This is a genomic window from Methylosinus sp. PW1 (genome assembly GCF_000745215.1).
GTDB lineage: Bacteria > Pseudomonadota > Alphaproteobacteria > Rhizobiales > Beijerinckiaceae > Methylosinus.
Genome location: NZ_JQNK01000009.1, coordinates 2707477 through 2722300, shown reverse-complemented (window position 1 = coordinate 2722300; position 14824 = coordinate 2707477). Strand labels below are relative to the sequence as shown.

The following is a 14824-nucleotide window of genomic DNA, read 5'->3' as shown; positions in this document are numbered from 1 at the left end:
GTCACTCGTCGCAGCAGGCGCGCGCCGCGGCGATGGCGCGCTTCAGCTCTGGAATGCAGGAGCCGCAATTCGTGCCGGCGCGCAGCGTCTCGCCGATCGCGGCGACGCTGCGCGCGCCCTTTGCGATCGCCGCGTCGATCGTCTTGGCGCCGACGCCGAAGCAGGCGCAGACGATTGGACCATCCTGCGCCGCGCCATCGGGCGAGCGCCCTGAAAGAAGCGCTTTGCGCTGCTCCAAGCCGAGCGGCTCCGTCTCGAACAGCGCCGTCGCCGCGTCGAAGGCGCCGCGCGCATCCTCTCTTCCGACGAAGAGACAGAAATCGACGCGCTGCTCACGAAAGCGCGCGACGCGATAGATTCCGCGCGCCTCGTCGAGATATTCCGCAATATCGGCTTCGCCGCCGAGCGACGCCGCATAATCGCGCCATGATGCGAGAGCCGCGTCCGAGGCGAAGAGAAGGCCATGGCCGCCGGCGACGGCGACTCTCGTTCCGAGCGCGGCGATCGCCGGCCGCAGCGGCGCGCGCGAGAGAAGGAAGCCGCGCGATTTGAATGCGACCGCATCTATGCGCGCCGGCGTCGCCTTGGCTTCCGGCTGTCCCGAATGCGGATCGACGATCGCGGCGACGAGCGAGCCGACGCGCGCGAAAGAAGACGTCTCGTCGCTCCAATGAATGGGCGCGAATAATTGCCCGCGCCGCTGCCGATCGGTGACGGACACTGCGAGCAGGCACTCGCCATGGCGCGTCGAAACGCAGGCGAAGCCGTTGTCGACGAGGCCGAGCGGCGCCGCGTCGGCGGGATGAATCTCGACGAAGGGAAAGGGAGAATGCCGCGCGAGACGCGGGCTTTTGCCGGTGCGCGTCATCGTATGCCACTGGTCGCGAATGCGCCCCGTGTTGAGGCGGAAGGGAAAGGCCGCCGTCGTCGCGGCTTTCAGCGACGGCGGCTCCGGCGCGACGAAGCGCGCCTTGCCATTGGCGGTGAAAAATCCACCCTCGCCGAAAAAGCGCGCACGTCCTTGCGTCTCTCCCGCGCGGATCGGCCATAGCGTCGGATGCAGCGCGTCATAGGCTTCATCCGAGAGTGTTGCGAGCCCGCCTATGTCGAAGCTTCGCGCGCCGTCATTCTCGAAAGCGGAGAGCGCCGCATGCTCACGAAACACATCCGCCGCGGATTGAAAATGGAAGGCGTCGCCGAAGCCCATGCGCGTCGCGACGTCGCTGACGATGCGCCAATCCGGCTTCGCCTCGCCGGGCGATGGCAGAAAGGCGCGCTGACGCGAGATGCGCCGCTCCGAATTTGTGACCGTGCCGGATTTCTCGCCCCAGGCTTGCGCCGGCAGCAGCACATGCGCGCCGGCGTTTATCGTGTCGTTCGACAGCACATTGTCGGAGACGACGAAGAGATCGAGCTTCGCCAGCGCCGCGCGCACATCATCCGCTCGAGGCAGCGAGACGGCGGGATTGGTTCCCATCACCCACAGCGCCTTTATCTCGCCGCGCGCAATGGCCTCGAACATTTGCACGGCCTTGAAGCCTTCACGCGTCGCAATGCGCGGCGCGTTCCAGAAACGCCGCACCCGATCGACCTCCGCGCCCGAAAAGCCCATATGCGCGGCGAGCTGATTGGCGAGGCCGCCGACCTCGCGTCCGCCCATGGCGTTGGGCTGGCCGGTCAGCGAGAAGGGCGCGGCGCCCGGCGCGCCGATGCGCCCCGTCGCGAGATGACAATGAATGATCGCGTCGACCTTGTCGGTCCCTTGCGCCGATTGATTGACGCCTTGCGAAAAGGCGGTGACAGTCTTCGGCGTCGTCGCGAAGAGCTCGAAGAAAGCCGCGACATCGACCTCGCGCAGCCCGGTCGCCGTTGCCGTCGCCGCAATGGTCGGCGCGATTTCGCGCGCGGCGTCGAGCGCCTGCGCGAAGCCTTCGGTATGATGAGCGATATAGTCGTCGCAGGTCGCGCCATTGGCGACGAGATGCACGAGCAGGCCGCAGAAGAGCGCGACGTCGCCGCCGGGCGCGATGGGCAGAAAGAGATCGGCCTCTTCCGCCGTCGCCGTGCGGCGCGGATCGATGGCGACGATCTTCGCCCCACGCTCCTGCTTGTTGCGCAACATGCGTTGAAACAGAATCGGATGACACCAGGCCGCATTGGAGCCGACGAGCACGATGAGATCGGCGCAGTCGAGATCCTCATAACATCCCGGCACGATATCGGCGCCCAAGGCGCGCTTATGTCCCGCCACTGTCGAGGCCATGCACAGCCGCGAATTGGTGTCGACATTGGGCGAGCCGATGAAGCCTTTGATCAGCTTGTTCGCCGCGTAATAATCCTCCGTGAGCAATTGGCCGGAGAGATAGAAAACGATCGCCTGCGGCCCATGCGTATCGATGATGCGCGCAAAGCCCTGCGCGACATGATCCAGAGCCTCGTCCCATGTCGTGCGTCGCAGCGTCTCGCCGGCGCGCAGCATAGGATGCAGCAGACGCCCGTCGAGCGACAGCGTCTCATGCAGAGCGGAGCCCTTGGAGCACAGCCGTCCGTGATTGGCCGGATGGTCTGGATCGCCGGCGACAGCCGCGCCGCCGCATCCATCCGGCGTCGCCAGCACGCCGCAGCCGACGCCGCAATAAGGGCAAATGGTCGCGACAGAGGCGTTGCGTGTATCGACCCGCTGCATCAATAGACATCCTGTCGGTAGCGGCCGCTCTTCTTCAATTCGGCGACGAAGGCGACCGCCTCGTCAGTGGCGCGCGCGCCATATTGCGCGACGATATCGACGAGCGCGCGCTCGACATCCTTGGCCATGCGCTTGGCGTCGCCGCAGACATAGATATGCCCACCATCGGCGAGCCAGGCGAAGAGATCGCGCCCCACCTCGCGCATGCGATCCTGCACATAGAATTTCTCGGAGCCGTCGCGGGACCAGGCGAGCGAGAGGCGCGTCAGCAGGCCGGATGACTTCATCGCGTTCAGCTCATCTGCGTAGAAGAAATCGCAATCGCTGCGCTGATGGCCGAAGAACAGCCAATTGCGCCCACGCGCGCCGATCGCCTGCCGCTCCTGCAGAAAGGCGCGGAACGGCGCAACGCCCGTGCCGGGGCCGATCATGATGATCGGCGCATTCGGATCATTCGGAAGCGAGAAGCCGTGCGACGCCTGCACATAGACTTTCAGCGGCGCGTCATGCTCGATACGCTCCGCGAGAAAAGTGGAGGCGACGCCTTTGCGCAGACGCTTGCCGATCCTGTAGCGCACGGTGTCGACCGTGAGCGACACGCGCCCCGGCGCCGCTTTCGGCGAGGAGGAGATGGAATAGAGCCGCGGCTGCAGAGGCTCGAGCGCCTCGACGAACGCTTCCGCATGCGGCCGCACGCCCGGAAATTTCATCAGCGCCGCCAGCACGTCGAGATCGGCGGCGTCATTGTCGCTATCTTCGCCTTGCGCCAGCGCGCGCGCCTTTGCGCGCGTCTCGCCGCCGGTGAGGAAGGAGATCAGCTCGAACAGCCGATCGGGCGCAGGCGACAGCGCGCAATCGTCACGCAGCGCTTCACGCAGGCTTTTGCCCTTCACCGGCGCGAGCGGCGAGGCGCCGATCATGGCGATGATCTGATCGACGAGGCCGAGATCATTCTGCGCGAAGACGCCGAGCGAATCGCCGACGCTGTAATCGATCCCGCTCTTCGAAAGATCGAGTTCTATATGCCATGTCTCCTTTTCCGAGGCCGGCTTGTTCAGCCTCCGACGCGACAAAAATATCGCCTCGACCGGAGTGTCGCGTGAGCGGCCCGGCGCCAACGTGGAATGAGAGCTGGGCGGCGCCGGCGGCTCTATCTCGGCGGATGGCGCCGCATCGCGTTCTTGCGCCAGCGTCTTCAACATGCGCGCCGTGTCCTTGCCCCCGGGCGCGCAGAGATTGAGACGCTCCTCCTTGCCGGCGAACAGCGCCTCCGCATAATTTTGGCAATCATAGCCGCATTGGCCGCAATCCTGCTGCGCCATTGCGGCCATCATGCGTCGTCGCAAAGGGCGGCCTTGCGCGAGCGTCATGCGGTCTTGCAATTGCAGCGTCGGATCATGCCAGGGCGCCGCGCCGTCATCGGCGTCGCCGGCTATGGCCGCATTTTCCGCTGGCGACAGAGCGACGACTCCCGCGTCGTCCATCGACATCAGACCAGCGAAAAAGCCATTGAGCCAAGCGCGTTGCTCTTCGGAGAAGGGAGCCGAAGGCGGAATAAGATCGAGACGTTGCGGCTGCGTGATCTTGGTCATTGTTCCGCCTCCGCGATCAAGCGCCGTAAAGCCTCTATGTCATGGCGTCGCGTGAAGGCGGCGAAGCTCTCTTCGCGCGTCGCGCGATGTGCGAGATAGGCGCGCAACAGGCTCTCGATCTTGCGCGGCGCATCTGTCGCCGCGACATTTTCCAGCAGCTCGCGACCGATCGCTCCTTCGGCGCCGAAGCCGCCGCCGACGACCATATTATAGCCCTCGACCGTATCGCCTTCTTCATTGATCGGCACGCGCGCGCCGACGAGGCCGATGTCGCCGATGTAATGCTGCGCGCAGGAGTGACGGCAGCCGGTCAAATGTATGTTGATCGGTGTGTCGATCTCTATTTTCTCCTCGCAATGCGTGGCGATTTCGTCCGCGTGCCTTTTGGTGTCGGCGGCGGCGAAACGGCAGCCGGCGTTGCCCGTGCAGGCGACGAGCCCGGCGCGGAGCGGCGACGCCTTCGTCGCAAGGCCGAGCGCTTCGATCCGCGCGAGCGCCTCGTCGATCCGCGCGTCGGCAATTCCAGAGATGAGCAGATTTTGCCAGACGGTGAGCCTTATGTCGCCATCGCCTAGATCACGCGCGATCGTCGCGAGACCGCGCGCTTCGTCGCTCGTCAGGCGACCGAGCTTCAATGCGACGCCGATCCAACTCTTCTGCGCCTCTTTCTGCGCATGCGCGCCGATGTGCGCGAGCCTGTCGAAGCCAGGCCGTTGCGCAATCGCCTCTTGCGGCGCGCGCAGCAGCGGACGGCCGAGCTTTTCCTCGACCAGCGTCAGAAATCGATCGAAGCCCAATTGATCGAGCACATATTTCAATCGCGCCCGCGCGCGATTGGTGCGGTCGCCTGTGTCGATGAAGACGCGCAATATGGCGTCCGCGATCTCGATGGCCTCGTCTGTCGGAACGATCACGCCCGTGTCGCGCGCGAGATCCTTGTGACCAGTGATGCCGCCGAGCGCGAGACGAAAGTAGACGCCCGGCGCGGTCCCATGTCCGTCGAGAATCTCGATCGCCTGAAAGGCGACGTCATTGGTCTCCTCGAGCACGGCGATGCGGCCGCCGCCATCGAAAGCGATGTTGAATTTGCGCGGTAGGCCGGAGAGCGAGCGATCATTGAGAATATGAAAATGCATCGCGCGCGCGAAGGGGCGCGTGTCGACGAGCTCCTGCGGATCGACGCCGGCGGTCGGCGCGCCAGTGATGTTGCGAATATTGTCGGCGCCGGAGCCGCGCGTCCACAGGCCGAGGCTCTGCACGCCTTCGATCATGGCGACGGCGCTCTTGGGCTCGATCTCGCGAATTTGAAGATTGGCGCGCGTCGTCACATGCAGATAGCCGCCGCCATGGCTGTCGGCGAGATCGCCGAGGCCGGCGAATTGCCAATGGGTGAGAATTCCATTGGGGATGCGCAGGCGGCACATATAGGAGGATTGCGTCGGCGCGACATAGAACAGTCCATGATAGCGCCAACGAAAATTATCGGCCGGCTTTGGCGGCTCATTGCGTTTCGCCTGCGCGACGAGACGCGGATAGGCGTCGAAGGGATGCTCCTCGCGCTTGATCTTCTCTTGCTCATTGAGTGCGCCGCCATTGGCGATTGCGCGATCCTGCGCTGCGAAATGAATGGCGTCGGGGCCGGTCGGCTTTTCCTTGGTCGGCGTGGCGCGTCGCGCGCGCGAGGCCTGGAAGCCGGAGGCGAAGCCTTCGAGATAGCGCTTTTGTTCCGCTGTGAAATCGCCGGCCATGGTCATGCCGCCTTTCTTTCGCAGAGCGCGCGGCCGAAGATCAGTGCATCGCGCCATTGCGTCACGTCGGCGCGCGAGCGAATGAGCTCGAGGCACCAGAGCGCGGCGCTGGTGTCGCCGACGAGCACGGCGCCGGTGAGACGGCCGTCATCGATGACCAGCTTTTTGTAGAGGCCGAGCCCAAAGTCGCGCCAGGAGATCGTCTCGGCGCCGTCGCTTCCCATAAAATCTCCGGCGGAAAAGACATTGACGCCAGAGACCTTCAGATTGGTGGAGACGACGCTGCCCTCGTAAATATCGCTTTCGCCGCAGAGTCTCGCGGCGAGGACGCGCGCCTGCTCATAGGCGGGCTCGACGAGGCCATAGCAGACGCCTCTGTGCTGCGCGCATTCGCCGAGCGCGTAAATATCGTCGATGTTCGTTTCCATATGATCGTCGACGACGATTCCTCTTTGCGCGCCCACGCCGGCGTCACGCGCCAGCTCCATATTGGGCGCAATTCCCGCGGCGAAGACGACGCCGTCGGCCGTGAGCCGGCGGCCATCGGCGAACTCTATCGCGGTGACGCGCTCATCGCCGAGGATGCGTGTCGTGCGCGCTTCCAGTAGAACTTCTATTCCTTTGCTCTCGATGATTCGCTTCAGGAGGCCTGCCGCATCCTTGTCCAGCTGCCGCTCCATCAGCCGATCGGTGACATGCGCGAGTGAGACCTCGGCGCCGCTTTTGGCGAGGCCATAGGCGGCTTCGAGGCCGAGCAGGCCGCCGCCGATGACGATGATTTTCTTGCGCTGCGCCGCGAGGCGTTTCAGCGCGTCGACATCGGCGCCGTCGCGAAATACATGAACGCCTCGCAGCTGCGCGCCGGGCAGCGGCAGACGCAGCGCGCGCGAGCCGGTTGCGAGCACGAGCTTAGAAAAGCCGATGTTCTCGCCATTCTCCAGGGAGACGCGCTTTGTCGCGACGTCTATGGCGCGCGCCTTGGCGCCGTAGAGAAGAGTGACGCCGCGGTCGCGCCACCAGCTCGCGGGCCTCAGCTCGATCTCGGCCATGTCCGCGTCGCCCGCGAGCACGGAAGAGAGCTGCACGCGATTATAGGCGAGGCGCGGCTCCTCGCCGATGACCGCGATGGCGTAGCGGCCGAGCGCGCGCTTCGACAATTCGTCGACGAGACGCGCAGCGGCCATGCCATTGCCGATGATGACGAGAGGCTCGCTCATTTTTCGTTCGCCTCACGCCGCTTCGACATAGTGATGACGCTCATAGAGGAATTGCAGCACGCGGCGCCGGCATTCGAGATAGAGAGGATCGGTGGAAAGAGCGACGCGATCGCGCGGGCGCGGCAGAGCGACATCCAGCGTCTCGCCGATGGTGGCGCAGGGGCCATTGGTCATCATCACGATGCGGTCGGAGAGCAGCACGGCTTCGTCCACATCATGGGTGATCATCATCACCGTGTTGCCGAGCGTGCGATGCAACGCCATCACCCGATCTTGCAGATGCGCGCGGGTGAGCGCGTCGAGCGCGCCGAAGGGCTCGTCGAGCAGCAGAACCTTCGGCTCCATGGCGAGCGCGCGGGCGATGCCGACGCGCTGCTTCATTCCGCCGGAAATTTCGCTCGGACGCTTGTCCTTTGCATGGGTCATCTGCACGAGCTCGAGATTGCGCATGGTCCAATCATGGCGCTCGGCGCGGCTCTTTTTGCGCGAGAACACCTTATCCACCGCGAGGCGCACATTGTCGTAGACGGTGAGCCAGGGCAGCAGCGAATGATTTTGGAAGACGACGGCGCGATCCGGCCCGGGCGTGTCGACCTGACGATTCTCCAGCACGACGCCGCCGGCGCTCGCGCTCACCAGGCCGGCGACGATATTGAGCAGAGTGGATTTGCCGCAGCCGGAATGGCCGATGATGGTGACGAATTGTCCCTTCTCGACGGAAAGATCGACGGCTTCGAGCACTTTGGTCGCGCGGGCGCCGCTCGCGAAAATTTTATCGACATGATCGATGCGAAGATAGCTCATGGCGAATCCTTTCAGGAAGCTTGCGCGCCGCGCGTGGCGAATGCGCCGATCGCGGCGACGATGCGGTCGAGCACGAAGCCGGTGACGCCGATATAGGCGAGGGCGACGAAAATGTCGGAGAGGCGCGAGGAGTTCCAGGCGTCCCAGATGAAGAAGCCGATGCCGACGCCGCCGGTCAGCATTTCCGCGGCGACAATGGCGAGCCAGGAGAGACCGACGCCGATGCGCAGGCCGGTGAAAATATACGGCGCGGCCGACGGAATCATGATCTTCCAAAAGAACTCGAGGTGATTGAGCCTCAGCACGGCGGCGACATTGCGATAATCCTGCGGAATATTGCGCACGCCGACGGCGGTGTTGATGATGATCGGCCAGATGGAGGTGATGAAGATCACGAAGATCGCCGAAGGGTGACTGTCGCGAAAGGCCGCGAGCGAGATCGGCAGCCAGGCGAGCGGCGGCACGGTGCGCAGCACTTGGAACAGCGGATCGAGCCCGCGCATCGCCCAGCGCGATTGTCCGACGATGACGCCGAGCAGCACGCCGGCGACGCTCGCGAGTCCGAAGCCGAGGGCGACGCGTTGCAGAGAGGTCAGCACGCGCCAGCCGAGGCCGATATCCTGCGGTCCCGCGACGAAGAAGGGATGCAGGATGAGATCATTCGCCTCGCTCCATATGCGTGACGGCGACGGCAAGGACGAGCTCGGCTTGATGCAGATGAGCTGCCACAGGCCGAGCAGGATCGCGAGCACGATGATCGGCGGCAGGATTGCCGAGAAGAAGGCGCGAATGCGCGCGCCATGTCTTTCGATGAGCGGAACGCGCCGCCGCGCATAGAGCTCGTCGATCGAGCGATCGGCGTCGACGAGATCATTCTTGGTGATTTGCATCGTCATTTCGGCCTCTTCGGTCAAACCTGCGCGCGCTTGATGGATAGGCTCTTCAGATAGGCTTGCGGATTTTCCGGATCGAAGACCTTGCCGTCGAAGAAGGTCTCCTTGCCGCGCGACGTGGATGCGGGAATCTCCTTCGCCGGGACATTGATCGACTTCGCCGCCTCGCGCCAAATGTCCTCGCGATTCACCTTGTCGACGAGCGCTTTTATATTCGTCGTCGGCTCGAGCTTGCCCCAGCGAATGTCCTCGGTGACGAACCAGGCGTCGTGACTCTTGAAAGGATAGGAGGCAGCGTCGCGCCAGAATTTCATGAACTGCTTCGTGCCTTTCTCGATGCGGCCGTTGCCGTAATTGAGATCGCCTCTCAAGCGTCCGACGATGTCGGCGACGGGCACGTTGAGCCACTGGCGCTTGCCGACGATCTCCGCGAGCTCGGCTTTGTTCTCCATTTTGTCGCACCATTGCTGCGCTTCCAGCACGGCGGCGGTGAGCGCGCGCGCGGCGCGCGGATTTTTGTCCACCCAATCGGCGCGCAGGCCGAGCGCTTTTTCGGGATGCTTCGACCAGATCTCGCCGGTCGCACAGGCGGTGTAGCCGATGCCCTGATTGGCGAGCTGCTCGTTCCACGGCTCGCCGACGCAGAAGGCGTCCATATTGCCGACCTTCATATTGGCCACCATTTGCGGGGGCGGCACGACGATGGTCGAGACATCCTTGTCGGGATCTATGCCGGCCGCGGCGAGCCAATAGCGCAACCACAAATCATGCGTGCCGCCGGGGAAGGTCATGGCGACCTTCACTTCTTTGCCTTCGGCTCTTTTCTTGGCGAAGGCCTCGCGCAGCGCCGAGGCGTTGGTCGTGACCTTCAGATCCTTATATTCATTGGCGACGGAAATGCCCTGCGCGTCGAGATTGAGACGCGCGACGATGTACATCGGCGTCGGCGTGTTGTTCTGCGTCACTTTGCCGGTGGTGATGAGATAGGGCATGGGCGTGAGAATATGCGCGCCGTCTATGCCGTTGGCGGCGGCGCCGAGCACGAGATTGTCGCGCGTCGCGCCCCAGGACGCTTGCTTGACGACCTCGACATCCGGCATGCCATGCTTGGCGAAAAGGCCTTTTTCCTTGGCGATGATGAGCGGCGCGGCGTCGACCAGCGCGATATAGCCGAGGATCGCTTTCGTCGTTTCCGGCCCTGCGCCTTGCGCGAAGGCGCCGCCGGGGAAGGCCGCGCGAATGGCGGCGAAGCTCGCCGCGGCGCCGGCCGCGCCGCGCAGCAACGCGCGGCGATCGAGCGTCATGGCCGCATTCGTCTTCGCTGAGCTTGTTTCGTCTGTCATCGTCACCGTCGTCCTCTTCGCGCTGCGAGCGCATCGGTCAGGGCGAGTCGGCGCCGTCCTTTAGTCGACGGCGCGAAACGCAAAAAGCCGCTTCCCTCGGGAGAGCGCATAGCGCTCGAGTTCCCTGGGACAGCGGCGTTGCTGTTCGTCCGTCGTTGGACAATTGGAAAGATGCGCGAGGCGCATCGTCGAGAAGAGTGTAGCAAGCCGCGCGCCAAAAGGCCGAGTGCCCACTATCCTTTGTAATTCAATGTGTTTCGGCGGAACCGTCACGGCGAGGCGCGACGTCTGTATCGGCGCCTTGCCCAATAGGCGGGCGCCGAACCGATAAAAAACAGGCTATGGCGCGCGGCGAATGGGGAAGGCGGCGAGATAGGCGTCGAGGTCGCGCTCATCGAATTTCGGGCCGCAAAAGGCGCCGATGGCGTCGCCGGGGCGCGGCGCTGCAGGCAGAGCTGCGTCGAAGAGATCCGGGCGGAACACGGCTTTCGCCGCGTCGAGAAGGGCGGTCGAGACGGGCGCCTGTCCCCAGCGCGCCATTTGCGCATAGAGCCATGCGGCCTGAGTGGGGTCCGGCCGCTCGGCGCCTTCCTGGCCGAGCAGCAGATAGCGCGCATTCTCACGCGTCGCGCCATCGGGCGCGATTTTGAGCCGGCCTTGCAGCGTCCGCAAGATCACATCGGCGCCGACGCCGACGCGATCCGGGCGCGCGAGCAGAGCGGCGATCTCATGCGGATCGGCTTCGCCGATGAAACGAGCGGCGCGATGCAGAGCGCGCAGCAGAGCGGCGACGACATTCGGGTGCTCGAGCGCGAAGCTCTCGCGCATGGCCAGCGATTTTTCCGCGCAGCGGGAGAACAGCTCGACAGAAAAGTGCAGAATATGTCCGACGCCGAGATCGACGGCGACCGAATTCCATGGCGCGCCGACGCAAAAGCCGTCGACATGGCCCTGCGCCAGGCTGCCGACCATATAGGGCGGCGGCAGCACGACGAGGCGCACATCCTCGTCCGGGTCGACGCCGCCGGCGGCCATCCAATAGCGCAATTGGTAGTTATGGCCGGAGAAGGGGAAGGTCATGCCGAAGGTCAACGGCTCCGCCTGAGCGGCCTTGCGATCGGCGACGACGCGGGCGAGCGCGCGCGCCGTGGCCAGCGGATCGAGCGCATCGCCGTCGAGACGCGCCTGCATCGCCTCATGCAGCGTGGGAGAGATTGTGATGGCGTTGCCATTCATGGCGAGATTATAGGGCGCGACGATCGGCGTCTTCACATGGCCGACGCCGAGGCTGGAAGCGACGGCGATGGGCGCGAGAAGATGCGCGGCGTCGAACATTCCGATATTGAGCTTGTCGCGCACATTGGACCAGGAGACCTCTTGCACGAGCTCGACGTCGAGCCCTTCCTGCGCGGCGAAACCCTTGTCCACGGCGACGAAGAGCGAGGCGGCGTCCGCGAGCGGAATGAAGCCGATGCGTAAATGTTCGCGCTCCGCGGTCATTTGAACAGCTCCGAGGCGGTGATGATCGCTTGGGCGATCTCGAAAATCTTCTTCTTCTCGCGCATCGCCGTGCTGCGCATCAGACGATAGGCGTCCTCTTCGCTGAGCTTTTTCGCCTTCATCAAGAGGCCCTTGGCGCGGTCGATCGTCTTGCGCTCCTCGATCTCCGATTTGGCGCGCGCCAATTCGTCCTGCAGACGCGAGAAGGCGTTGAAGCGCGACACGCAGAGATCGAGAATGGATTTGATGCGCTCTTTCTTCAGCCCGTCGACGATATAGGCGGAGACGCCGGCGTCGACAGAAGCCTGAATGGAGGCGGCGTCGCTCTGATCGACGAACATGGCCACGGGCCGGCGCACGGCGCGGCTCACCTGGAACATCTGCTCCAATATGTCGCGGCTCGGATTTTCGAGATCGATGAGGATGACGTCCGGGTCGATCGCATAGATTCGCGCGAGCAGGCTGCGCATCTCGGCGATGCGTTCGACATTGGTGAAGCCGGCCTCGCGCAATCCATCCTCGAGGATCGCAGCGCGCACCGGACTTTCATCGACGATGACGATTTTCAAATCGACGCCTCCGCGACGCTGCGCCGCAGGCAGGCGCTAGCGAATATGCGGACCAATTACAAATGATTTCGGCGGGAGAGGGCAGAAGAGGGGATGTCATGAGATGGCCCCGCAGCGCTGAGGCTGGCGGGGCCGCTTGTTTCGCAGAATGCGAATCTCCGGAAAGCTCCAGATTCGGAAGATTGGGAGGCGTCGCGCTTGGCCTTCGCGTTTCGCCGCCCGTCGGGATGTCACGAATGTCGGCGCCCGAGGAAACCTGCGCTCGATTTCTTCGCTGCGCCATCGACCTCGGCTGAGGTCAAACGGTGTGACCCGGTGGCGTCATGCTCCTCTCGCATGTATCGCTCGACTCGAGGCCTGCGTGCGTTGCCACGCCGGCCCGCCCATCGCGTTCTCATCCCTCGAGGTCCCGCTCGATCGGTTCGCACGGTTCTCGGCTCGTCGCCGTGTCCCGCGGCCCCCTGTGACGCGATGATGAAATGGTGATCTCGATTCTCGATTTCGTCAAGCGCAGAATTGGTCGCAGCGAGGCGGTTTTCTTTTTGCGCGGAGCGCGCTACGCAATGGCTCCGACGAGGCCGGCGGGAGCGCCAATGCCGGTCCGACGGGAGAGAGCGCATGCAAGCGGACAGTGACGGTTATTACTATTTCCTTACCTATAGCGGCGTGAGCCTTCCGCTCAAATTGACGTCGCCGCTCGATCCGAACGACCTCAACAATCGCAACACATTCTTTCGCGCCCGCTATGACGAGGCCGAGCGTCTGCTTTTGTGCGAGAAGATGGTCTATGGCGAGGTGGAGCTGCGCCACGCGTACGAATATCGCGCCGAGGGCGGTCTCGCCCGCGCGCTCATTCTGATGGGCGAGGACGAGACCGAGGTGCTGTTCGACGAGAATGGCAAGCAGACGGTGGCGTGAGCGCGCGTCACGCCTCGTCTGATTCACGCCTTGCCGAACACGCGATCGAAGATCGTGTCGACATGCTTGAAGTGATAGGCGAGATCGAACAATTCATCGAGCTCCGCGGGCGAGAGCTTCGCGCTCACCTCGGCGTCGGCGCCGAGCAGCTTGCGGAACTCGCCTTCGCCGCGCCACACCGGCATGGCGTTGCGCTGCACCAGCGCATAGGCGTCCTCGCGCGAGACGCCTTTTTGCGTCAGCGCCAGCAGCACGCGCTGCGAATGCACGAGTCCGCCGAGGCGGTCGAGATTCTTCTGCATATTCTCGGGATAGATCATGAGCTGATCGATGACGCTGGTCAGGCGTGAGAGCGCGAAGTCGAGCGTCACTGTCGCATCGGGGCCGATATTGCGCTCGACGGAAGAGTGCGAAATGTCGCGCTCATGCCATAGCGCGACATTCTCCAGCGCCGGCGTCACCATGCCGCGCACCAGCCGCGCGAGGCCGGTGAGATTTTCGGTGAGCACGGGGTTGCGCTTGTGCGGCATTGCGGAAGAGCCCTTCTGCCCCGCCGAGAAATATTCCTCCGCCTCCAGCACCTCTGTGCGTTGCAGATGGCGAATCTCGATCGCCAGCCGCTCCACCGACGAGGCGACGACGCCGAGCGTCGCGAAAAAGGCGGCGTGGCGGTCGCGCGGAATGACCTGCGTGGAGACGGGCTCCACCGCGAGGCCGAGCTGCTTCGCCACATGCTCCTCGACGCGCGGATCGACATTGGCGAAAGTGCCGACGGCGCCGGAAATGGCGCAGGTCGCGACTTCCTTGCGCGCGGCGACGAGCCGCTCGCGCGAGCGCGTGAATTCGGCATAGGCTTGCGCGAGCTTGAGGCCGAAGGTCGTCGGCTCGGCGTGAATGCCATGCGAGCGGCCGATAGTCGGCGTATATTTATGCTCGAGAGCGCGGCGCTTTATCGCGGCGAGCAGACCGTCGACGTCGGCGATGAGAAGATCGGCGGCGCGCGCCAATTGCACGGCGAGACATGTGTCGAGCACGTCGGAGCTGGTCATGCCCTGATGCACGAAGCGCGAATCCGGGCCGATGAACTCGCCGAGATGGGTGAGGAAGGCGATGACGTCATGCTTGGTCACGCGCTCGATCTCGTCGATGCGGGCGACGTCGAAAGTGACGAAATCGGCCTTGTCCCAGATCGCCTTGGCGCTCTCCTTGGGGATCACGCCGATTTCGGCGAGCGCGTCGCAGGCATAGGCCTCGATCTCGAACCAGATGCGAAAGCGCGTCTGCGGCTCCCAAATCTTCGTCATCTCGGGGCGGGAATAGCGAGGGATCATGGGCTCGGGCGTCCTTTGGGAGGTCTCGGCGCAGCCGGGTCTGCGGGAAGAGGATCGTTTAGGCCCTTCCGTGAGCAGAGTGAAGGGGGCGGGGCCGGCTCCGCTTCCAGTCTTCGTGGTGAACATATCCTAAAGATAGCAAGGCGCGGTGCGGGGCTGGCGTTCCGGGCGAAGGCCTGGATGACCCCGAGCGAGCCTCGCGATATATTGAAAGGGAACCGGA

11 protein-coding genes are annotated in these 14824 nt (G+C 64.1%); 1 reads left to right on the top strand and 10 read right to left on the bottom strand.

Going from position 1 to position 14824, the window contains the following annotated elements; all coding sequences use genetic code 11:
* Position 1 precedes the first annotated feature (1 nt).
* The 9 genes from K369_RS22490 to K369_RS22450 form a co-directional block, all read right to left on the bottom strand.
* Positions 2-2686 (bottom strand): nitrate reductase, encoded by a 2685-nt coding sequence (locus tag K369_RS22490; protein ID WP_036294448.1) that lies wholly within the window; start codon positions 2684-2686, stop codon positions 2-4.
* Entirely contained in the window at positions 2686-4278 is a 1593-nt protein-coding gene (locus tag K369_RS22485) for a sulfite reductase subunit alpha (protein ID WP_036294445.1), read from the bottom strand. The genes K369_RS22490 and K369_RS22485 overlap by 1 nt, the downstream gene beginning before the upstream one ends.
* Positions 4275-6026 carry a NirA family protein gene (locus K369_RS22480; protein WP_036296264.1) on the bottom strand — a complete coding sequence of 584 codons (1752 nt, stop codon included), beginning with the start codon at positions 6024-6026 and terminating at the stop codon, positions 4275-4277. Before K369_RS22480 ends, K369_RS22485 begins: the two co-directional genes overlap by 4 nt.
* 2 nt (positions 6027-6028) lie before the next feature.
* On the bottom strand, positions 6029-7243 hold the full coding sequence (locus K369_RS22475) for an NAD(P)/FAD-dependent oxidoreductase (RefSeq protein WP_051949475.1): 1215 nt from the start codon (positions 7241-7243) through the stop codon (positions 6029-6031).
* A 12-nt stretch (positions 7244-7255) separates the two neighbouring features.
* Entirely contained in the window at positions 7256-8047 is a 792-nt protein-coding gene (locus tag K369_RS22470; RefSeq protein ID WP_036294442.1) for an ABC transporter ATP-binding protein, read from the bottom strand.
* Between the two features lie 11 nt (positions 8048-8058).
* A complete protein-coding gene (gene ntrB / locus K369_RS22465; protein ID WP_371033330.1) occupies positions 8059-8937 on the bottom strand; it encodes a nitrate ABC transporter permease in 879 nt (292 codons plus the stop codon).
* A 20-nt stretch (positions 8938-8957) separates the two neighbouring features.
* The gene (locus tag K369_RS22460; protein ID WP_036294439.1) at positions 8958-10283 is read right to left on the bottom strand and encodes a CmpA/NrtA family ABC transporter substrate-binding protein; all 1326 of its coding nucleotides are present in this window, start codon (positions 10281-10283) and stop codon (positions 8958-8960) included.
* Between the two features lie 339 nt (positions 10284-10622).
* Positions 10623-11783, bottom strand: coding sequence for a CmpA/NrtA family ABC transporter substrate-binding protein (locus K369_RS22455; protein ID WP_036294436.1), 1161 nt, complete (start codon positions 11781-11783; stop codon positions 10623-10625).
* Positions 11780-12352, bottom strand: coding sequence for an ANTAR domain-containing response regulator (locus tag K369_RS22450; RefSeq protein WP_036294433.1), 573 nt, complete (start codon positions 12350-12352; stop codon positions 11780-11782). The genes K369_RS22455 and K369_RS22450 overlap by 4 nt, the downstream gene beginning before the upstream one ends.
* A 618-nt stretch (positions 12353-12970) precedes the next feature.
* Between K369_RS22450 and K369_RS22445 the strand changes: the two genes are divergently transcribed.
* Positions 12971-13270: a DUF6156 family protein gene (locus tag K369_RS22445; RefSeq protein ID WP_024878631.1), complete on the top strand. Its 300-nt coding sequence runs from the start codon at positions 12971-12973 to the stop codon at positions 13268-13270.
* Positions 13271-13293: 23 nt separating this feature from the next.
* Here the strand turns inward: K369_RS22445 and purB are convergent, their stop codons facing one another.
* Complete coding sequence (gene purB / locus K369_RS22440) at positions 13294-14601, bottom strand: adenylosuccinate lyase (RefSeq protein ID WP_036294430.1); 1308 nt, start codon at positions 14599-14601, stop codon at positions 13294-13296.
* Between the last annotated feature and the right edge of the window lie 223 nt (positions 14602-14824).